Below are 20,595 nucleotides of genomic sequence, written 5' to 3'. Positions count from 1 at the left end.
GCCGGGCGACCCCGCTTGACCCTCCCTTGACCTGCACTTGAGCGCGGCCTGACCACTCTGTGACCGGGCCGCGCTCATACACCGTCCAAGAGAGCTGAATCACTGGACGCGGCCTATGGGGTGAGGTAAGGCTCGGATAAGTTAGGCACGCCTCACCTGGTCCAAGCCTTGGAGCCCGTATGCGTGCCGCCCGTACAACCGTCGCTTCCGCCACCGCGGTGGCCCTTGCCGTGATAGCCACCGGCTGCACCGAGAAGTCGGACGCCAAGGCCGGCGACGACCACCTCATCTCGGTCACCGCCACCGACGACAAGTGCGAGGTCGACAAGAAGGAGTTCCCGGCCGGGCACATCGAGCTCGCCGTGGAGAACAAGGGCTCCAAGGTCACCGAGGTCTACATCCTCTTCCCGGACGACCGCATCGTCACCGAGCGCGAGAACATCGGCCCCGGTACGAAGCAGAACGTCACCGCCGAGGTGAAGGCCGGTTCGTACCAGATCGCCTGCAAGCCGGGCATGAAGGGCGACGGCATCCGCCAGCAGGTCAAGGCGACCGGCGGCGGCCAGACCGCCAAGCGCGACCCGAAGCTGGACGCCGCCGTGGCCGCGTACCGCAAGTACGCGCAGGAGCAGGCCGACGAGACCCTGCCGCTCGCCAAGAAGTTCGCGGACGCCGTGAAGGCCGGCGACCTGGAGGCCGCGAAGGCCGCGTACGCGCCGAGCCGTATCGGCTGGGAGCGCACCGAGCCCGTGGCCGAGTCCTTCGGCGACATCGACCCCAAGGTCGACCTGCGCGAGGACGGTCTCGAAGAGGGTCAGGACCTGGAGAAGGACTGGACCGGCTGGCACCGCATCGAGCGCTCGCTGTGGAAGGACAAGAAGCTCACCGACCGCGACAAGGAGCTCGCCGACCTGCTGATCAAGGACCTGGAGGCCTGGCAGGACCGGGTCAACGAGGCCGAGATCACGCCCACGTCGATGGCCAACGGCGCCAAGGAGCTCCTCGACGAGGTCGCCACCGGCAAGGTCACCGGCGAGGAGGAGCGCTACTCGCACACCGACCTCGTCGACTTCAAGGCGAACGTCGAGGGCGCCGAGATGTCGTACGGCCTGCTCAAGGAGGTCGCGGCGAAGAACGACCCGGAGCTCGTCAAGGAGCTCGACAAGCAGTTCGCCGCCCTGAACACGCTGCTCGACAAGTACCGCGAGGACAAGAACTCCTACGAGTTCACGTCCTACGACAAGGTCGGCAAGGAAGAGCGCAAGGAGCTCTCCGACGGGGTCAACGCGCTGGCCGAGCCGCTGTCGAAGCTCGCCGCCGCGGTAGTGAAGTAGGGGGACGGACGCCATGATGGACGCCAAGGACAACGCCGTGGACGGGAAGGCACAGGTGCCGTCACGGCGTTCGGTGCTCGCCTTGGGCGGTGCGGGGCTCGCGCTCGGTGCCGCCGCGGCCGGTGGCGCGGTGGCCGCGTTCACCGGTGACGGCGAGGACACCGTGCCGGTCGCCGAGACCGGCGCGGCCGTGCCCTTCCACGGCAAGCACCAGGCGGGCATCGCGACCGCCGTGCAGGACCGGCTGCACTTCGCCGCGTTCGACGTGAAGACCAAGGACCGCGCGGAGCTGATCGAGCTCCTGAAGGAGTGGACCGAGGCCGCCGCGCTGATGACGCAGGGGCACCCGGTCGGCCAGGGCGCGTACGGCGGCATCGTGGAGGCGCCGCCGGACGACACCGGCGAGGCGCTCGGCCTCAAGCCGTCCCGGCTCACCCTCACGGTCGGCTTCGGGCCCTCGCTCTTCGACGGCCGGTTCGGCCTGGAGGGCAAGCGGCCCAAGGCACTTGTGGACCTGCCCAAGTTCCCCGGTGACAACCTTGACCCGGCCCGCAGCGGCGGCGACCTGTGCGTCCAGGCCTGCGCCGACGACCCCCAGGTCGCGGTGCACGCCATCCGCAACCTCGCGCGGATCGGCTTCGGCAAGGTCGCCATCCGCTGGTCGCAGCTCGGCTTCGGCAAGACCTCGTCGACCACGCCCGACGCCCAGACCCCGCGCAACATGATGGGCTTCAAGGACGGCACCCGGAACATCGCGGGCAACGACACCGCCAACCTGCGCAAGCACGTGTGGGTGTCGGAGAAGGACGGCCCCGACTGGATGGCCGGCGGCTCGTATCTCGTGGCGCGCCGGATCCGGATGAACATCGAGACCTGGGACCGCACCTCGCTCAAGGAACAGGAGGACATCTTCGGCCGCACCAAGGGCGAGGGTGCTCCGTTCGGCAAGAAGCGCGAGCACGACGAGCCCAACCTCAAGGCCATGCCCGAGGTCGCGCACGTACGGCTCGCGCACCCGGACAACAACGGCGGCGCGATGATGCTGCGCCGCGGCTACTCCTTCACCGACGGCACGGACGGGCTCGGCCGGCTCGACGCGGGCCTGTTCTTCCTGGCCTACCAGCGCGACGTACGCGACGCGTTCATCCCCGTACAGCTGAGCCTGGCGCGGCGCGATGTGCTCAACGAGTACATCCAGCACGTCGGTTCGGCGGTCTTCGCGGTGCCGCCCGGGGTACGGGACGACGCCGACTGGTGGGGCCGCGAGCTGTTCTCCGGAAAGGGCTGAGCCATGTTCGCCAACTACCTGATAGGTCTGCGCGAAGGGCTCGAAGCCTCCCTCGTCGTCTGCATCCTGGTCGCGTATCTGGTCAAGACGGACAACCGCAAGGCGCTGCCCGCGATCTGGATCGGGGTCGGCATCGCGGTGACGGTGTCCCTCGCGTTCGGCGCGGGCCTGCAGTTCGGTACGCAGGAGCTGACCTTCGAGGCCCAGGAACTGATCGGCGGCACCCTGTCGATCGTCGCGGTGGGCCTCGTGACGTGGATGGTCTTCTGGATGCGGCGCACCGCCCGGCATCTGAAGGCCGAACTGCACGGCAAGCTGGACGCGGCGCTCTCGCTCGGCACCGGCGCCCTGGTGGCCACCGCCTTCCTCGCGGTCGGCCGCGAAGGCATCGAGACCTCGCTGTTCGTGTGGCGCTCGGTGGACGCGGCCGACGACGGCTGGCGGCCGCTCGCGGGCTGTCTGCTCGGCCTGCTCACCGCGGTGGTCATGGGCTGGCTGTTCTACCGCGGCGCCCTGCGCATCAACCTGTCCAAGTTCTTCCAGTGGACCGGCGGGATGCTGGTCGTCGTGGCGGCCGGCGTCCTCGCGTACGGGATGCACGATCTGCAGGAGGCGCGGTTCGTCGGCGGCCTGGGGAACAAGGCCTTCGACATCAGCGACGGCTACCCGCCGGACACCTGGCACGCGACCCTGCTCAAGGGCATCTTCAACTTCCAGCCCGACCCGACCGTGCTCCAGGTCACGGTGTGGGCGCTGTATCTGGTCCCCACCCTGGTGCTGTTCCTGGCCCCGGTAGGGTTCCCTGCGTCAGCACTGGGGCGTAAGGAAGCGCTGGGGCGCACGGAGCAGAAGGCGAGCCATGAGCAGGGTGAGTCGGCCGGCAGCGGCGGGGGCAGCGATGGCGGTCCTGGCCCTGACCGCGAGCGGATGCGTGACGGTGCACGGGGAGCGGGAGATCGTCCCGGCGGCGACGAAGTCCGAGGCGGCGCAGGCTCTTGAGGAGTTCACCACTGCCTACAACAAGGCCGACAAGGCCTATGACCCGGCGCTCTCCGCGAAGCACGTCACCGGAGCTCTCGGTGCGATCAACCAGGCCGGTCTGAAGGCGAAGTCGAAGAACTCCCCGGACGGCAACCCCGGACACGCCCCGCTCGAACTCACCGACGCGAAGTTCGCCATCCCCAAGAAGGCGGGCTGGCCGCGGTACTTCGTCGCGGACACGGACAGCAACCGGGATGTGGACGACGACCCCGCCAAGGACACGCACTGGCTGCTCCTGTTCGTGAAGCACGCCGCCGACGACCCTTGGCGGGTCGCGTACCTCAACATCCTGACGCCCGGCGAGGTCCCCGAGTTCAAGACCGACAAGGACGGCTTCGCGACGCCGGCGGACGCCGACGTCAATGAGCTCGCCATGGCGCCGGGCAGACTGCCCGCCGAGTACGCCACGTATCTCAAGGACGGCGGCGAGGGCTTTGCCGACGGGCCGCACACGAGCGGCTGGCGCGCCGACCGCAAGGCCCGCGAGTCGAGCCCCGGCTGGTCGCGCCAGTGGGTCGACCAGCCGGAGCAGGCGGGGGACTTCGCGCCGCTCGGGCTGCGGACGGAGGACGGCGGCGCGTTCGTGTTCTTCGCGACGCGGCACTTCGAGAAGCAGACGACCTCCGAGGGTCTGAAGATCAATGTGCCGAAGGACGTGCAGGCGCTGCTCACCGGCGAGGTGAAGCAGTCCATCACCCTGGAACGCGTCTCCAACCTCGCGGCCCAGGTCCCCGCGAAGGGCTCCGCGAAGCCGGGGGTCGTGGTGGCCAGCCGGATCATGGGGATCACCAGCGCGACGGGGGAGTAGCGGTTCCGCCCGGTGCCGCGTGGCCCGGAAATCGCTTGCTCCCCCTCGCGCTTCGCACGGAACATGGCCTCTCGTGACCGACCAGCCCTCCGATCAGGTTTCCGATCAGCCCTCCGCCTCCCGTTTCGCGGCGATACTTCCCGACCTGTCCCCCTGGCGCAGCAGCCGCGACTTCCGGCTCCTGTGGACGCAGGGCCTGGTCACGTACTTCGGCAGCTTCATGGCGATGATCGCCCTGCCGCTGCAGATCAAGGACCTCACCGAATCCCCGCTCGCCGTGGGCGCGATGGGCGCGGTCGAGCTGATACCGCTGATCGTGTTCGGCCTGTACGGAGGCGCGCTCGCCGACGCCGTCGACCGCCGCAAGGTCATCCTGCTCACCGAGGCGGGCCTCGGGCTCCTCGCGGTCGTCCTCCTCGTCAACGCGCTCCTGCCGGACCCGCTGCTCTGGCCCCTCTACCTCGTCGCCGCGTGCGTCTCCGCGCTCGCCGGACTCCAGCGCCCCGCGCTCGACTCCCTGCTCGCCCGGATCGTCCCGCACGACCAGCTCACCGCCGCGGCCGCGCTCAACGCGCTGCGCTGGCAGATCGGCGCCATCGCGGGCCCCGCGCTCGCCGGTCTCGTCGTCGCCTACGCCGGGCATGCCACCGCGTACGCCGTCACCATCGCGGGCTTCACCGCCTCGGTGCTGCTCTGCCTGCGGCTCACGCCCGCCCCGCCCTCGCACGAGGCCGAGAAGCCCTCGCTGCGCGGGATCGCCGAGGGCGCGCGGTACGCCTGGTCACGGCCGGTGCTGCTCGGCACCTACGCCATCGACCTGGCCGCGATGGTCTTCGCGTTCCCCAACGCGATCTTCCCGTTCCTCGCGGACGACCTCGGCGCCGACTGGTCCCTCGGTCTGATGTACGCGGCGGGCTCGATCGGCTCCCTCGCCCTGAGCCTGACGAGCGGCTGGACCACCCGGGTGCGCCGGCACGGTCTGCTCGTCGTCTTCGGCGCGGCGAGCTGGGGTCTCGCCATCACGGCGGCCGGCTGGTTCGGGAACGTCTGGCTGGTCCTGTGCTGTCTGGCCCTGGCCGGCGCGGGCGACATGCTCAGCGGCCTGGGCCGCTCCACGATCTGGAACCAGACCATCCCCGACGAGCTGCGCGGCCGCCTCGCGGGCATCGAGGTGCTCTCGTACAGCGTGGGCCCGCAGCTCGGCCAGGTGCGCGCGGGCGCGATGGCCGGCTGGACCGGGACGCGCGCCGCGATCTGGTCCGGCGGCGCGGCCTGCGTGGCCGCGGTCGCGCTGCTCACGGCCGCGCTGCCGAAGTTGGTCTCCTACGATGCCGATACGGATCCGGATGCGCAGCGGCGCAAGGCGGCACACGAGAAGGCGGGCGAGACGACCGCGGCCGAACCGGCCTGAGACATCCCGCCCGCCACGCCCGCACGGTCCCGCGCCGGCTCAGCTCCCGCCGTCGCCCTCGCGGTCATGCCACTTGGGATCCGTCTCCCACTCCAGATTCCGCTCCTGGGCCGTCTGCATCGCGTGCGCGGCCTCCTCCCGGCTGGCGTACGGACCGAAGCGGTCCTTGCCCGGGCACTCGGGTCCTTCCTCGACCTTCTTGTGCTCCAGGCAGTAGTACCACTCACCCGGCTTGCCGACCGTGCGCTTCTTGAACAGGGCCATCCCCGGCTCCTTCCCGCGAGCGGCTGATGCGCTCCCACGCCGCCATCGTGCCCGATGAGCGCTCGTTACACTCACTGACATGTCTGTCCCGTCGCTGCTCGTACCAGGGGAGCTCTCTCCCATCCGCTCCGTGCCCGGCAACATCCGGCGCCCCGAATACGTGGGCAAGCCGGCGCCGAAGCCGTACACGGGGCCTGAGGTGCAGACCCCCGAGACGATCGAGGCGATGCGGATCGCCGGCCGGATCGCCGCCCAGGCGATGGCCGAGGCCGCCAAGCACATCGCACCCGGGGTCACCACCGACGAACTCGACCGTGTGGCCCACGAGTTCATGCTCGACCACGGCGCCTACCCGTCGACGCTCGGCTACCGCGGCTTCCCCAAGTCGCTGTGCACCTCCGTCAACGAGGTCATCTGCCACGGCATTCCGGACTCCACCGTCCTCAACGACGGCGACATCATCAACCTGGACGTCACCGCGTACATCGGCGGCGTGCACGGCGACAACAACGCCACCTACTTCGTGGGCGACGTCGACGAGGAGTCGAAGCTGCTCGTCGAGCGCACCCGCGAGTCGCTCGACCGCGCCATCAAGGCCGTGAAGCCCGGCCGCCAGATCAACATCATCGGCCGGGTCATCGAGTCGTACGCGAAGCGCTTCGGCTACGGGGTCGTGCGCGACTTCACCGGCCACGGCATCAACTCGTCCTTCCACAGCGGCCTGATCATCCCGCACTACGACTCGCCGCACGCCACGACCGTGATCCAGCCCGGCATGACGTTCACGATCGAGCCGATGCTCACCCTCGGCACGCACGAGTACGACATGTGGGAGGACGGCTGGACGGTCGTCACCAAGGACAGGAAGCGGACCGCCCAGTTCGAGCACACACTGGTGGTGACGGACACGGGAGCGGAGATCCTGACCCTTCCCTGAGCTCCACCCGCACCCACTGGGCCCGTCGGCTACGACGGGCCCTTTGCGTTGCTTGTGCCGATTTTCGAGACGTCCGGGAGGTTTTACCGACAGTCAGTCCGGAAACTTTCCCGACAGGTCGTCGGGAACCCATTGACTTAGGCAAACCTAAGTACGAGGATCAAGAGTAGTTTCCCGCTTCTTCGGATCCGGAGGTCCCTGTGGACACATCCGTCACGCCCTTCTCGACGGTCATCCGCACCGCGTCGCACGAGCAGCACACCGAGGCCGAGACCTCGACGTTCATGAGCGACCTGCTCGGCGGACGGCTCGGCGTGGATGCGTACACGCGCTACACGGAGCAGCTGTGGTTCGTGTACCGGGCGCTGGAGGACGCGGCGCCGGTCCTCGCGGACGACCCGGTCGCGGGCCCGTTCATCCAGCCCGAGCTGATGCGCACGGAGGCCCTGGAGCGCGACCTCACCCATCTGCACGGCGGCGAGGGCTGGCGCGAGACGCTCGCGCCGCTGCCGGCCACGGCCGCCTACGCCGAGCGGGTCGCCGAGTGCGCCCGCACCTGGCCCGCGGGCTATGTGGCGCACCACTACACGCGCTACCTCGGGGACCTGTCCGGCGGCCAGATCATCCGCGACAAGGCCGAGAAGACCTGGGGCTTCAGCCGCAAGGGCGACGGCGTGCGGTTCTACGTCTTCGAGGAGATCTCCAACCCGGCGGCCTTCAAGCGCGGCTACCGCGAGCTGCTCGACGCCCTCGCGGTGGACGACCTGGAGAAGCAGCGCGTGATCGACGAGTGCAAGCGCGCCTTCGCGCTGAACACCGGGGTGTTCCGCGCCCTGGGCGAGGAGTTCCCGCTCAGCGCCTGACGGGAGCGGCTCCGCAGACGGGCGCCGGTGGGGGATGCCCGTCTGCGGAGCCTTCCGGGCTCACACCGTGAGCCTCCGCGCTCACCACCGTGCCGGCGGCGGCGCCGTCAGCTGGTCCGCCAGGCGCGACAGACGGTCGCGAAGGCGGCGGCCCGAGCGCAGGGCGGGTGCCGTCGAGGGCAGGCAGTTCTCGCCGGCGGCCGCGCTGACCAGATGCTGCACCGTGTCGAGATCCAGCTCCTGCCAGGGCGGCACGCTCAGCAACTCATGCGCGAGCGAAGGCAGTTCGCCCCCGCCCGCGTCCAGCGCCAGGACCGTGGCCCCCGCCCGCCGCGCGTCGTGCACGCGCGAGAGCAGCCCCTCGCCGGGGTCGTCCGGGGCCACCACCAGAAGCGTCTCGCCGCTGCGGGCCGCCTCGATCCGGCCGAGGCCCACGGACAGGTGCGCGGGATCCGATGCCCGCACCCGGTGCCGTACGAGCGTCGGCGTCAGCTCCGGTGTGCCCGACCAGGCCGCCTCGTCGACCAGATGCGCGGCCAGATGCCAGGGCTCGTATCCCTCCGTGCCGACCAGGAGCAGCCCGCCGCCGTGCGGGACGACCGAGCCGCGCAGGGACGAGGCGAAACGGCGGGTGGCCGACGGCCACTCCGTACCGGCGAGCACTTCGCGCAGGAGCGCGACCCTGACGGCGTCCATGGCCCGCATACTGCCGCAAGCCGCCCCCGATCCGGGCAGGTTCACGCCATCTCCATGGCATGCGGCCGGACTCGGGCACAGGGCTTCGTACGGCAGTACGGGCATCGCGCGCACAGCTGAACTTCCTTGCCGTTTCCGGCCGTTCACCCCGCGTTCCGCTCGCCTTGAGAGCGTCGGTGGCCCGGCGGCAGGCGAGAGGGTGGGGCCATGGCGAGCGAGGTATCCGTACCGTTCCGCGCGGGCCGCGAGGGCTACGCGAGTTTCCGTATCCCCGCCGTGGTGCGCAGCCGGGCCGGCACCCTGCTCGCGTTCTGCGAGGGCCGGGTCGCCTCGGCCTCCGACGCCGGCAACATCGACATCGTCCTCAAGCGCTCCACCGACGGCGGCCGCACCTGGAGCCCGCTCTCCATCGCCGCCCGCAACGGCGACCACCTCGCGGGCAACCCCGCCCCCGTCGTCCTCGCCGACGGCCGCATCCTGCTCGTCCATATGCGCAACGCCGCCTCGGCGAGCGAGGCCAGGATCCGGCGCGGACAGGCCTCCGCCGCCGACGGGCGCCGCGTGTACGTGCAGCACAGCGACGACGACGGGCTCACCTGGTCGGGCCTGCGGGAGATCACCGCGCAGACGAAGAAGCCGAGTTGGCGCTGGTACGCGACCACGCCGGGCCATGCGCTGCAGCTCGCCTCGGGCCGGATCGTCGTGCCGGCCAACCACTCGCTGCCGCCCGCGGCGGGCTCCGGCGACGACGGCACCGAGTCGCGGTACAACGGCGGTCACTGCCTCCTGAGCGACGACCGGGGGCAGAGCTGGCGTATGGGGTACGTGGACGACAGCCCCGATGGCCTGATCAATGTGAACGAGACCACCGCGGCCCAACTCCCCGACGGGCGCGTCTACTTCAACACCCGCAACGACTCGCCCGCACCCGGCAACCGCGCCGAGGCCTGGTCCAAGGACGGCGGCGAGACCCTGGTGAAGGCCTTCCGCCCGCAGGCCTGCCTCACCGGACCGGTCGTCGAGGGCTCCGTACTCCAGCTCGAAGGCGGCCCGCTGCTGTACTCCGGCCCCGCCGACCCCGGCCACCGCGCCCTGATGACCCTGCGCGCCAGCACCGACCAGGGCTCCACCTGGGGGCCCGTGCACACCGTGAGCGGGGTGCCCGCCGCGTACTCCGATCTCGTACGGATCGACGAACGCACCCTCGGACTCCTTTACGAGACCGGGGACTTCACCCCGTACGAGACGATCACCTTCCGACGGATACCGCTCGCCCGCATCGGCGTGTGACCGAGCGGCTGCGATAGCACGTACGGGCGGAACTCAACAGGCCGCTACCAGCAAGTATCGTCAGCGCATGACTACGAATGATGCCCCCGCCGCGGCGCCTGCCGCAGCCCCCGCGAAGGCCCCCGCCAAGGACCCCTGGGACCTGCCCGACGTGTCCGGTCTCGTCGTCGGCGTGCTCGGCGGCACCGGCGACCAGGGCCGCGGCCTGGCCTACCGGCTCGCCCGCGCGGGCCAGAAGGTGATCATCGGCTCGCGCGCCGCGGACCGCGCGCAGACCGCGGCCGACGAGCTCGGCCTCGGGATCGAGGGCGCCGACAACGCCGAGTGCGCCCGGCGCAGCGACATCGTGATCGTCGCCGTGCCGTGGGAGGGTCACGCCAAGACCCTCGAGGCGCTGCGCGAGGACCTCGCCGGCAAGCTCGTCGTGGACTGCGTCAACCCGCTCGGCTTCGACAAGAAGGGCGCGTACGCGCTGAAGGTCGAGGAGGGCAGCGCCGCCGAGCAGGCCGCCGCCCTGCTGCCGGACTCCCGGGTCACGGCCGCCTTCCACCACCTGTCGGCGGTGCTGCTGCAGGACGAGTCGGTCGAGGAGATCGACACCGATGTGATGGTGCTCGGCGAGGTGCGGGCCGACACCGACATCGTGCAGGCCCTTGCCGGCCGTATCCCCGGGATGCGCGGGGTCTTCGCGGGCCGCCTTCGCAATGCCCACCAGGTCGAGGCGCTCGTGGCGAACCTGATCTCGGTCAACCGCCGCTACAAGGCGCACGCCGGGCTGCGGATCACGGACGTCTGAGCCGGCCCCTGACGGAGCAGGGCGGGACATGGGGGACACTGGTCGGCGTACCACTGTAGGTGTCACCCGACAGGAGCCGTCCCCATGCCCCGCCTCGCTCTGTACGCGCTGATCGTCTGCGTCCTCGCCGTGGCCGCGGCCGTCGTCTCCTTCTGGCAGGGCAGCCTGCTCGGCATCGTCTGGGTGCTGATCGCCGGTCTGTCCTCGAACATGACCGTCTACTACGTGCGCAAGGGCCGCGCCGGGCGCCGCCCCGTCACCGGCTGACACGGCGCCGCCCCGTCACCTGCTGACGCAGCGCCGCCCCGTCACCTGCTTACGCAGCGCCGCCCCGTCACCTGCTGACGCAGCGGCTCACCGGCCGACGGCGCACAGATCGTTCTGGTCGGCCCAGAAGCGGTAGAGGTTCTGCCCGCAGTACGACTCGAACTCCTCGATCCCGAGCAGGCCGAGCAGCGAGTCGATCGTGTCGAAGAACCACACGTTCACCTCGGGGATCCACAGCACACCGAACACGGCGAGCAGCCCGAACGGTGCGAAGGGCTCCACCTGGCGGCGGATTTTGTACGAGAGCCACGGCTCGATCACGCCGTAGCCGTCGAGCCCGGGGATCGGCAGGAAGTTCAACAGTGCGGCCGTGACCTGGAGCAGCGCGAGGAACGCCAGCGCGTACTGGAAGACGAGCGGCACGCCGTCCAGGGCGTCCAGCCAGAACGGCGCGGTGCAGACGATCGCGAACAGCACATTGGTGAGCGGTCCCGCGGCCGAGATCAGGCTGTGCTTCCAGCGGCCCTGGATCCGCCCGCGCTCGATGAACACCGCGCCGCCCGGCAGACCGAGTCCGCCCATGATCACGAAGAGCACGGGCAGGATGATGCTGAGCAGCGCATGGGTGTACTTCAGCGGGTTCAGCGTGAGATAGCCCTTGGCGCCGATCGAGATGTCGCCGCTGTGCAGCGCGGTCCGCGCGTGCGCGTACTCGTGCAGACACAGGGACACGATCCACGCGCCCGTGACGAACACGAAGACCGCGACCCCGGGATTGTCCGCGAACCCCGTCCACGCCGCCCAGCCGCCCGCGGCGGTCACGGCCACGATGCCGAGGAAGACGGGACTGATCCGCCGGTCGCTGCGCCGGATGGCGGTGGTCATGGGCCGGGCTCCTGCCGTCAGCTGATTCGTACGGGAAGACGCTATCGGTGACGTGGGAGCAACGGACCGTGGACGTGCGGGGTTCCTGACGGGCTCCGCCCTGTTCGGGGGAGAATGGCGCACGTGCGCTATTCCGTCCTCGGTACCACCCAGGCCCATCAGCCCGACGGCACCCCCGTAACCCTGGGCGGTGCGCGGCTGCGCGGGCTCCTGACCGTGCTGGCGCTGCGGCCGGGCCGGGCGCTTCCCGTGGGGCAGCTCGTCGACGAGGTCTGGGACGGCGATCCGCCCGCCGACGCGAACGGCGCGCTGCAGGCGCTGGTCGGACGGCTGCGGCGGTCCCTGGGCACGGAGGCGGTGGAACTCGGGCCCGGCGGCTACCGGTTGGTCGCCGAGGCCGACGACGTGGACGCGTACCGCTTCGAGCGGCTAGCCGCCGAGGCGGCGAACGCCCTGGCGGACGGGGACGCGGTCAAGGCCATGGCCCTGTTCGACGAAGGGCTCGCGCTGTGGCGCGGCCCGGCGCTCGCCGATCTGCCCGACCGCGGCGCCGAGGCCGCGCGCTGGGAGGCCCGGCGTCTGGAGGCGCGGCGCGGACGCCTTGCCGCGGCGCTCGCGCTCGGCCGGGCCGAGCAGATCCTGCCCGAGCTCGCCGCCCTCGCCGAGGCCCGCCCGCTGGACGAGCCGCTGCAGGTGCTGCGCCTGCGGGCGCTGCGCGACGCGGGACGCCCGGCGGAGGCGCTGGCCGCGTACGAGGACGTACGGGAGCATCTGGCGGATCAGCTCGGCGCGGATCCGGGGCCCGAACTGCGCGCGCTGCACGCGGAGTTGCTGTCGCCGGGGGTCGGGCTGCCGGGGGTCGAGCGGCCGGGGTCCGAGCCGCCGGCCGGACCGGCGGCCGACCCCCTGGCGGCCACGTCCCCCGCTCCCGAGACGCCCCTTCCGCAATCCCCCGCGCCGGAATCCCGCAAGGGCAACCTCCGCGCACGCCTGACCTCCTTCGTCGGCCGCGAGGCCGAGCTGCAGGCGCTCCGTGACGACCTCGCGAGCGCCCGGCTCGTCACCCTGCTCGGGCCCGGCGGCGCGGGCAAGACACGGCTCTCGCAGGAAGCCGCCGACGGGCTCTCCTTCCGCGACGGCGTCTGGCTCGCCGAGCTCGCGCCCGTGAGCGCGGACGCCGACCCCGAGGCCGTCCCCGAAGCCGTGCTCACCGCGCTCGGGGCGCGCGAGACCGTCCTGTACGGAGCGGGCGCCGAGGAGCTGCGGTCCGTGGACCGCAGCGGCCAGGACCCCCTCGTACGCCTCGTGGAGCACTGCGCGCGCCGCGAGCTGCTGCTCGTGCTCGACAACTGCGAGCACGTCATCGGCGCCGCCGCCGACATGCTGGCGTATCTGCTCGCGCGCTGCCCCGGTCTGACGGTGCTCGCGACGAGCCGTGAACCGCTCGGCGTACCGGGCGAGTCGGTGCGCCCGCTCGGCCCGCTGCCCGAAGCCATGGCGCTGCGGCTGCTCGGCGAACGCGGGGCGGCCGCGCGGCCGGGCTTCACCGTCGACGAGGACCGCGCCGCGGCCGAGGAGATCTGCCGACGCCTCGACGGGCAGCCCCTCGCCATCGAACTCGCCGCCGCCCGCCTGCGGATGCTCACCCCGCGCCAGATCGCCGACCGGCTCGACGACCGCTTCCGCCTCCTGACCGGCGGCAGCCGTACGGTCCTGCCGCGCCAGCAGACCCTGCGGGCCGTCGTCGACTGGTCCTGGGACCTGCTCGACGAACCCGAACGGGCGGTCCTGCGCCGCCTGTCGGTGTTCGCGCGCGGCTGCGACCTGAGCGCCGCCGAAGCCGTGTGCGGTGCCGTGCCCGCGACGGACGGGGACGCCGCGTGCCATCTGCACCTCATGGTGGACCGCCGTGACGTCCTCGACCTGCTCGGCTCCCTGGTCGACAAGTCCCTTGTGGTGGCGGTCCCTTCGGCGAACGGTGAGATGCGCTACCGCCTCCTCGAGACCGTTGCCGAGTACGCCGCCGAACGCCTCGACGAGGCGGGGGAGCGGGCCCTGGCCGAACGTGCCCATCTCGTCCACTACCGCGAACTCGCCCGCACCACCGACCCGTTGCTGCGCACCAGCCGCCAGTTCGAGGCCATCGAGCTGATCGAGACCGAGTACGAGAACCTGCGCACCTCCCTGCGCCGCGCCATCGCGCTGCGCGACGAGCACGAGGCCCTGTGCCTGGTGCACTCGCTGTGCTGGTACTGGCAGATGCGCGACCAGCGGGCCGAGGCCCAGCACTGGTCCGCCGCGGCCGTGCAGCTCGGCCCCGAACCCTTCACGCACCCCGTCACGCCCGCCCCCGACGTGTACGAGCGGTGCACCGACGCACCGCCGCCGATGAGCCCCGAGGTGTTCGCGGAGGCGCGGCGCGGGGCCCGGCTGATCCAGGTGGCCACGATGGACCACGGCCACGATCTCTGGACGGGTGTGGCCGGCGGCGACGAGCAGGACTTTCTGAGCGCCGTCGTGCAGACGTACCGGCCGGGCATGCCGCAGACCTGCCGTATGCCGGGATCGATCTGGTTCTTCGCGCGCCTGTTGAACGGTGAGCCCTTCGACGTCCTGGAGCTCAGCGCCCAACAGGTGCGGGCCTGCCGCGAGTTCGGCTTCCGGTGGGAGCTCGCCGGAGCGCTGCAGATGCGCGCGAACATCCTCGCCAACCGCAGCGAATGGTCCGTCGACGCGGCCGCCAACGCCGACGAGGCGCTCGCGATCTACACCGAACTCGGCGACGTATGGGGGCAGGCCGAGGCGCTGTCCGCGCGCGGTGAGGCCTGGGAGCGGCAGGGCGAGTTCGAGCGGGCCGTCGACGACTACCGGGACGCCATCGAGCGCGCCGAACGCATCGGGGCGCACACGCAGGTGATGGTCCTCAAGTCCCGTCTGGCCGGCGGCGCGCTGGTCGAACTGGACCGCGGCGACGAGGCCGAGCGCATCCTGCGCGGGATCATCGACGAGGCCGATCCCTCGCTCAGCGAGGCACAGGCCTTCGCGCGGCTCTACTTCGCGCTGCACCTCGGCCGCACCGGCCGGACCGCGGAGGCGCGGGAGAATCTGTCCTGGCTGCGCGACCAGTTCCTGTCCGGGCCCATCGTCATGTTCCGCGGCATGCTGGACGGGATGCTCGGCTGGCTCGACACCGTGGACGGCGACTACGAGTCCGCGCTCGGCCATGCGCGCAGCGCCCTCGCCCAGGCGTTGGAGCCGATGTCGCAGATGGTGATGCCGCAGCTGACGTCGAACCATCTGGCGATCGCGGCCAAGGCGCTCGCCGGGCTCGGAGGCGAGGAGCACGCGCTCCTCGGGGCACGGCTGCTCGGCGTGTCCGACGCGCAGCGGCCGCCCCTGCACGTATCGCCGCTGTTCGAGCGGGAGACACGGGCCGAGGCGGAAGCACTGGTCCGCACGGTTCTCAGCGACGAGGCGTACGAACGGGCATACGCGGAAGGCGGCGGCCTCTCCAAGGAGGAGGCCGCCGCCCTGTTCTGATCCACCGGAGTACCGGTCGACCAGCTTTCTGATCCACCGGAGTACCGGTCGACCAGCTTTCTGATCCACCGGAGTTCCGGTCGACCAGCTTTCTGATCCACCGGAGTGCGCCGGTCGATCAGCTTTCTGATCCGTGCCGCTCGGACGCGATCCGACGGTGCGGATCAGGTCCGGTGGGCGCAGGTGCGCATCAGCTCTTCTTCGCGAACTTGTAGACGGCGTACGGCGCCATGACCACCGTCAGGCCGACCGTCCAGGCCAGGGTCACCCACAGACCGTGGGCGACGGGGTGGCCGGTGGTCATCAGACCGCGGGCCGCGTCCGCGAGTCCGGACATCGGGTTGTACTCGGTGAAGTTCTGCAGCCAGCCCGGCATGTTCTGGGTCGGCGTGAAGATCGACGAGCCGAACTGCAGCGGCATCATCACCAGGAAGCCGAGCGCCTGCACGGACTGCGGGCTCTTCAGGGTCACCCCGAGCACCAGGAAGATCCACATCACGGCGGAGCCGAAGAGCACCGAGAGTCCGACGGCCGCGAACAGGCCGGGCCAGCTCTCGATGTCGAAGCCCACGAGGACCGCGACGAGCATCAGGACGGCGATGGCGATCAGCTGCCGCATGATCTCCACGGAGATCTTGGCGAACAGGACCGAGCCGCGGCCGATGGGCAGGGACCGGAAGCGGTCCATGATGCCCTTGTGGAAGTCCTCGTTGAAGCCGGTGCCGACCGCCTGCGCGATCGACATGGACATCATCGCGAGCATGCCGGGGATCACGTACTGGACGTAGGCGTCCTGGCCGCCGCCCATCGCCTTGCCGATCGAGCCGCCGAAGACGTACACGAAGAGCAGGGTGAAGACCACCGGCATCAGGAGGGCGTCGAACATCGACTCCGGGTCCTTCTTGATCCACAGCAGATTGCGGCGGATCAGGGCGCCGGTGTGGCGCAGGTTGGCGCGCAGCCCGATGCGGCCGTCGGCCTCTCCGTTGAGGAGGGGCGGCTGTTCTACAGGAGTCTGCTGGGGCAGGGTCGCGGTGCTCATACGGCGGCCTCCTCGAGTTCACGGGCGGGCGCGTCCTGCGGAGCACTGGCCTTCTGGCCGGTCAGCGAGAGGAACACCTCGTCCAGGCTGGGCAGTTCGGTGGCGATGTCGGCGAGCGCGAAACCGGCGGCGGCCAAGTGGCCGACGATCGCGGTCAGTTGCTCGTCGCTCTGCACGGGCACGATGACCGTGCCGGTCTCGGTGTCGACCGTCGCGGTGGCCAGGCCGGTGAGCCCGGAGGCGTCCAGGTCGGCGGCCATGGTGCGCAGCTGCAGGGGGTCGGCCGGGCGGATGCGCAGGGTGCGGCCGCCGACCTTCGCCTTGAGCTCGGCGATCTGGCCCTCGGCGATGATCCGGCCGCGGTCGATCACGGTGAGCGCGGAGGCCAGCTGCTCGGCCTCCTCCATGTACTGGGTGGTGAGCAGGACGGTCACACCGTCGTCGCGCATGGACTTGACCTCGTCCCACACCTCGTTGCGGGTACGGGGGTCCAGGCCGGTGGTCGGCTCGTCCAGGTAGAGGACGGCCGGGCGGCCGATCATCGAGGCGGCGAGGTCGAGGCGGCGGCGCATGCCTCCGGAGTACGTGCCGGCGGTGCGCTTGGCGGCCTCGGTGAGGGAGAAGCGCTCGAGGAGTTCGTTGGCGCGCTTCTTGGAGTCCGCCTTGGACAGGTCGAGCAGGCGCCCGATCATGTACAGGTTCTCGAAGCCGGAGAGCTTCTCGTCGACGGAGGCGTACTGGCCGGTGAGGCCGATCTTGCGGCGCAGCTGGCGGGGCTGGGTGAGGACGTCGTAGCCGGCCACGTAGGCCGTGCCCGCGTCGGGCTGGATGAGGGTGGAGAGGATGCGGACGAGGGTGGTCTTGCCGGCGCCGTTCGGGCCGAGCACGCCGAGGACGGTGCCCTCGCGGACGTCGAGGTCGACGCCGTCGAGTGCCTTGGTCTCGCCGTAGTGCTTGACGAGCCCTCGTACGGTGACGGCGCTCTGGCCGCGGGGGGTCGGGTTCTTGTCGGATCGCGTCATGCCGACAACTGTGTCGGGCCGCGCCGACAGGGCGCCTACAGGTCACCGACAGCGCCTGTCGGTGGCCGATATTCCGCCGACTTCGCAGGTCAGGTGGGGTGCGGTCGCGTCTTCGGGCGCGGGGTGGGTGCGCCTGCGGCGGGCTTTTCTCCCCCGCCCCGCCCCTTCCCGAAACCGGGGCTCCGCCCCGGACCCCGACATCCGAACTTCGTTCGGATCTGCTCAAGCGCCGCAGGGGCTGGGATTGCCGGACCGGCGAAGAAGAAACGGCGAACCGGCCCGGCGTGGGGGAAGCGCCGGGCCGGTCCGTGGTGCCGCAGGGGATCAGGGGAGCCGTACGCGGCTCAGTGGAAGGTGTGGGACTCCTCCGGGAACGTGCCGCCCACCACGTCCTCCGAGAACGCCCGCGCCGCCGACACCATCTGCGCCCGCAGATCCGCGTACTGCTTCACGAAGCGCGGCATCTTGCCGGGCGTCAGGCCCATCATGTCGGTGTAGACGAGGACCTGGGCGTCACACGCCGCGCCGGCCCCGATGCCGACCGTCGGGATGTGCAGGGAGCGCGTGACCTCCGCGGCCAGCTCGGCCGGGACGAGTTCCAGGACCACCGCGAACGCGCCCGCCGCCTCCGCGGCCTTCGCGTCGCGGACCAGACGGTGGGCGTCCTCGTCGCCGCGGCCCTGTACCCGGTAGCCCATGGTGTTCACGGACTGCGGGGTCAGGCCCAGGTGGGACATGACGGGGATGCCGGACTGGACGAGGAGTTCGGTCTGCGCCAGGGAGCGCTCGCCGCCCTCCAGCTTCACGGCGCCCACGCCCGCCTCCTTGACCAGGCGGGTCGCCGAGCGCAGCGCCTGCACCGGACCCTCCTGGTACGAGCCGAACGGCAGGTCGCCGATGACCAGGGCGCGCGAGGTGCCGCGGACGACCGCGGCCGAGAGCATGGTCATCTCGTCGAGCGTGACGGGCACGGTGGTGTCGTACCCGAGGTGGCAGTTGCCCATCGAGTCGCCGACCAGCAGGACGGGGACGCCGGCCTCGTCGAAGACGGAGGCGGTCATCGCGTCGTACGCGGTGAGCATGGGCCACTTCTCGCCGCGCTCCTTGGCGGCGATGAGATCGCGGACGGTGACTCGGCGGTTGGACTTGCCCCCGTACAGCGCCTTGCTGCTGTCGTTCGCCTGCTGCGGGGCAGGCGTGTGGGCAGCCGAAATCTGCGTCATGGCAACGGCTCCTTCAGTCATCTCGAGGCGCCCTCACGGCGTCCCCGGATCACCTCCCATGGTGGCATCCCGGGGGCGGTGGAGGCTAGGGCACCCCCGTTGCCCCCTACAGGCAAGTCCTCCCGGGCTGCCGACAAGCCTCCGCGGGCGGGTAAAGACTCCTTAAGGCTTTCCGATACGAGACGGTGTCGTATCGAAATGGAGCTACGCTCGTCCGTATGACGACGACACCTCCCGCACCCCCACGCATACCGGAAGCAGTGCACCGGCGCCGCTGGGCGATTCTCGGTGTGCTGATGCTCAGCCTGCTGATCGTGGTGCTCGACAACTCGATCCTGAACGTCGCGGTCAAGACCATCTCCGAACCCGCACCCACCGGACTCGGCGCCAGCCAGGGCGAGTTGGAGTGGGCGATCAACTCCTACACGCTGGTCTTCGCCGGCATGCTGTTCACCGCCGGACTGCTCGGCGACCGGCTCGGGCGCAAGAAGATGCTGCTCGCGGGCCTGGTCGTGTTCGGCGTCGGCTCGCTGCTCGCCGCCGAGTCGGGATCGCCCACGCACCTCATCGCGTTCCGCGCCGTGATGGGCCTGGGCGCCGCCTTCGTGATGCCCGCGACCCTCGCGATCCTGATGAACGTCTTCGAGCGCGAGGAGCAGCCCAAGGCCATCGGCATCTGGGCCGCCGGCGTCGGCCTCGCCATCGCGATCGGCCCCATCACGGGCGGACTGCTGCTCGACCACTTCTGGTGGGGCTCGGTCTTCCTGATCAACGTGCCGATCGTGGCCATCGCCCTGGTCCTGATGATCGTGCTCGTGCCGGACTCCAAGGACCCGAGCCCCGGCCGTATCGACCCGGTCGGTGTGGCCCTGTCGATCCTCGGCCTCGTGCTGCTCGTGTACGGGATCATCGAGGGCGGCCGGCTCGCCGACTTCGCGGACCCGGGTGTCCTCGCCACCATGGCGGCCGGGCTCGCCGTGCTCGTCCTGTTCGTGGTGCACCAGAAGCGCAGCGACCATCCGTCCATCGACGTCACGTACTTCAAGAACAAGGTGTTCTCGGCGGCGATCGGCGCCATCGCCCTGGTGTTCTTCGCGATGATGGGCGTCACCTTCTTCTCCGTCTTCTATCTGCAGAGCGTGCGCGGCTACAGCCCGCTGGAGAGCGGTCTGCTCCTGATCCCGCTCGCCGCCGCCCAGTTGATCTTCGCGCCGCGGGCCCGGCTCGTGGTCGACCGCTTCGGCAACCGTGCCGTGTGCACCGGGGGCCTCGTGGTGATCGCCGGCACGCTCGCCGCGTTCGCGACGCTGGACGCGGACACCCCGATCTGGCTGCTCGAAGTGATCTTCTTCCTGATGGGCGCGGGAATGGCGCACATCATGACCCCGGTGAGCGTGGTCATCATGCAGGCCCTGCCGCGCGAGAAGGCCGGTTCGGCCTCCGCCCTCAGCAACACCTTCCGGCAGGTCGGCGGCGCGCTCGGGATCGCGATCCTCGGCTCCGTGCTCTCCGCCGCGTACCGCTCCTCCATCGAGGGCGATCTCACCGCGCTGCCCCCGGAGGCCCGGCACGCGGCCGGCGAGTCGATCGAGGCCACGCTCGGCGTCGCCCGCTCGCTCGGCGAACGCGGCGAGGCACTCGTCGCCCCGGCGCACGACGCCTTCCTCGACGCGATGCACATCACCGCCCTGTGCGGAGCGGGCGTCGCGGCGATCGGCGTCGTGGTGGTCGCCCTGTTCCTGCCGGGCCGCCCGCCGAAGGACGAGAACGCGCCGTCCGGCTCGGCCGAGCCGGTGGGCGCGGGCCGCTAGACGACAATGGCGTACGCGATCACGTACGCGGCAGAGGCGTACACGATCACGCACGCGGCAAGGGCGTACGCGATCAC

18 protein-coding genes are annotated in these 20,595 nt (G+C 70.8%); 12 read left to right on the top strand and 6 right to left on the bottom strand.

All coding sequences use genetic code 11. The features are described from left to right. Positions 1-179: 179 nt before the first annotated feature. The 5 genes from efeO to H9Y04_RS07600 all read left to right on the top strand — a co-directional run bounded on the left by efeO (position 180) and on the right by H9Y04_RS07600 (position 5,882). Complete coding sequence (efeO, locus tag H9Y04_RS07620) at positions 180-1,334, top strand: iron uptake system protein EfeO (RefSeq protein WP_187812888.1); 1,155 nt, start codon at positions 180-182, stop codon at positions 1,332-1,334. A gap of 13 nt (positions 1,335-1,347) precedes the next feature. Beyond that, positions 1,348-2,622, top strand: a complete 1,275-nt coding sequence (gene efeB / locus H9Y04_RS07615) for an iron uptake transporter deferrochelatase/peroxidase subunit (RefSeq protein ID WP_438818080.1) — start codon at positions 1,348-1,350, stop codon at positions 2,620-2,622. A 3-nt stretch (positions 2,623-2,625) separates the two neighbouring features. After that, on the top strand, positions 2,626-3,621 hold the full coding sequence (gene efeU, locus H9Y04_RS07610; protein ID WP_187812887.1) for an iron uptake transporter permease EfeU: 996 nt from the start codon (positions 2,626-2,628) through the stop codon (positions 3,619-3,621). After that, entirely contained in the window at positions 3,521-4,471 is a 951-nt protein-coding gene (locus H9Y04_RS07605; RefSeq protein WP_187812886.1) for an SCO2278 family lipoprotein, read from the top strand. The genes efeU and H9Y04_RS07605 overlap by 101 nt, the downstream gene beginning before the upstream one ends. A gap of 73 nt (positions 4,472-4,544) precedes the next feature. Continuing rightward, the gene (locus H9Y04_RS07600) at positions 4,545-5,882 is read left to right on the top strand and encodes an MFS transporter (protein ID WP_187812885.1); all 1,338 of its coding nucleotides are present in this window, start codon (positions 4,545-4,547) and stop codon (positions 5,880-5,882) included. A gap of 39 nt (positions 5,883-5,921) precedes the next feature. Here the strand turns inward: H9Y04_RS07600 and H9Y04_RS07595 are convergent, their stop codons facing one another. Beyond that, entirely contained in the window at positions 5,922-6,146 is a 225-nt protein-coding gene (locus tag H9Y04_RS07595; protein ID WP_187812884.1) for a hypothetical protein, read from the bottom strand. Positions 6,147-6,225: 79 nt separating this feature from the next. On the opposite strand from H9Y04_RS07595, the gene map reads away from it, so the two are divergent. Then, positions 6,226-7,083 (top strand): type I methionyl aminopeptidase, encoded by an 858-nt coding sequence (gene map, locus H9Y04_RS07590; RefSeq protein ID WP_187812883.1) that lies wholly within the window; start codon positions 6,226-6,228, stop codon positions 7,081-7,083. A gap of 200 nt (positions 7,084-7,283) precedes the next feature. Then, entirely contained in the window at positions 7,284-7,946 is a 663-nt protein-coding gene (locus tag H9Y04_RS07585) for a biliverdin-producing heme oxygenase (RefSeq protein WP_187812882.1), read from the top strand. A gap of 81 nt (positions 7,947-8,027) precedes the next feature. On the opposite strand, the gene H9Y04_RS07580 is transcribed toward H9Y04_RS07585, so the two are convergent. After that, on the bottom strand, positions 8,028-8,642 hold the full coding sequence (locus H9Y04_RS07580) for a hypothetical protein (RefSeq protein ID WP_187812881.1): 615 nt from the start codon (positions 8,640-8,642) through the stop codon (positions 8,028-8,030). 207 nt (positions 8,643-8,849) lie between these two features. Between H9Y04_RS07580 and H9Y04_RS07575 the strand changes: the two genes are divergently transcribed. The 3 genes from H9Y04_RS07575 to H9Y04_RS07565 all read left to right on the top strand — a co-directional run bounded on the left by H9Y04_RS07575 (position 8,850) and on the right by H9Y04_RS07565 (position 10,995). Next, positions 8,850-9,932 (top strand): sialidase family protein, encoded by a 1,083-nt coding sequence (locus H9Y04_RS07575; RefSeq protein WP_187812880.1) that lies wholly within the window; start codon positions 8,850-8,852, stop codon positions 9,930-9,932. 67 nt (positions 9,933-9,999) lie between these two features. Next, complete coding sequence (gene npdG, locus H9Y04_RS07570; RefSeq protein WP_187812879.1) at positions 10,000-10,728, top strand: NADPH-dependent F420 reductase; 729 nt, start codon at positions 10,000-10,002, stop codon at positions 10,726-10,728. Positions 10,729-10,812: 84 nt separating this feature from the next. Further along, positions 10,813-10,995, top strand: a complete 183-nt coding sequence (locus H9Y04_RS07565; RefSeq protein ID WP_187812878.1) for a hypothetical protein — start codon at positions 10,813-10,815, stop codon at positions 10,993-10,995. A gap of 87 nt (positions 10,996-11,082) precedes the next feature. Here H9Y04_RS07565 and H9Y04_RS07560 read toward each other — a convergent pair whose 3' ends face one another. After that, entirely contained in the window at positions 11,083-11,880 is a 798-nt protein-coding gene (locus tag H9Y04_RS07560; protein ID WP_187812877.1) for a site-2 protease family protein, read from the bottom strand. A 114-nt stretch (positions 11,881-11,994) separates the two neighbouring features. On the opposite strand from H9Y04_RS07560, the gene H9Y04_RS07555 reads away from it, so the two are divergent. Beyond that, positions 11,995-15,420: an AfsR/SARP family transcriptional regulator gene (locus H9Y04_RS07555; RefSeq protein WP_187812876.1), complete on the top strand. Its 3,426-nt coding sequence runs from the start codon at positions 11,995-11,997 to the stop codon at positions 15,418-15,420. Positions 15,421-15,610: 190 nt separating this feature from the next. On the opposite strand, the gene H9Y04_RS07550 is transcribed toward H9Y04_RS07555, so the two are convergent. From H9Y04_RS07550 to panB, 3 genes are all read right to left on the bottom strand, one after another. Then, the gene (locus tag H9Y04_RS07550; RefSeq protein ID WP_187812875.1) at positions 15,611-16,462 is read right to left on the bottom strand and encodes an ABC transporter permease; all 852 of its coding nucleotides are present in this window, start codon (positions 16,460-16,462) and stop codon (positions 15,611-15,613) included. Continuing rightward, a complete protein-coding gene (locus tag H9Y04_RS07545; protein WP_187812874.1) occupies positions 16,459-17,484 on the bottom strand; it encodes an ATP-binding cassette domain-containing protein in 1,026 nt (341 codons plus the stop codon). The genes H9Y04_RS07550 and H9Y04_RS07545 overlap by 4 nt, the downstream gene beginning before the upstream one ends. Before the next feature lie 344 nt (positions 17,485-17,828). Next, positions 17,829-18,707 carry a 3-methyl-2-oxobutanoate hydroxymethyltransferase gene (gene panB, locus H9Y04_RS07540; RefSeq protein ID WP_187812873.1) on the bottom strand — a complete coding sequence of 293 codons (879 nt, stop codon included), beginning with the start codon at positions 18,705-18,707 and terminating at the stop codon, positions 17,829-17,831. Positions 18,708-18,925: 218 nt separating this feature from the next. On the opposite strand from panB, the gene H9Y04_RS07535 reads away from it, so the two are divergent. Then, on the top strand, positions 18,926-20,518 hold the full coding sequence (locus H9Y04_RS07535; RefSeq protein ID WP_187812872.1) for an MFS transporter: 1,593 nt from the start codon (positions 18,926-18,928) through the stop codon (positions 20,516-20,518). Positions 20,519-20,595: the final 77 nt, after the last annotated feature.

The organism is Streptomyces polyasparticus (genome assembly GCF_014493765.1).
Lineage (GTDB): Bacteria > Actinomycetota > Actinomycetes > Streptomycetales > Streptomycetaceae > Streptomyces > Streptomyces polyasparticus.
This window is presented reverse-complemented; position numbering and strand designations above follow the sequence as displayed.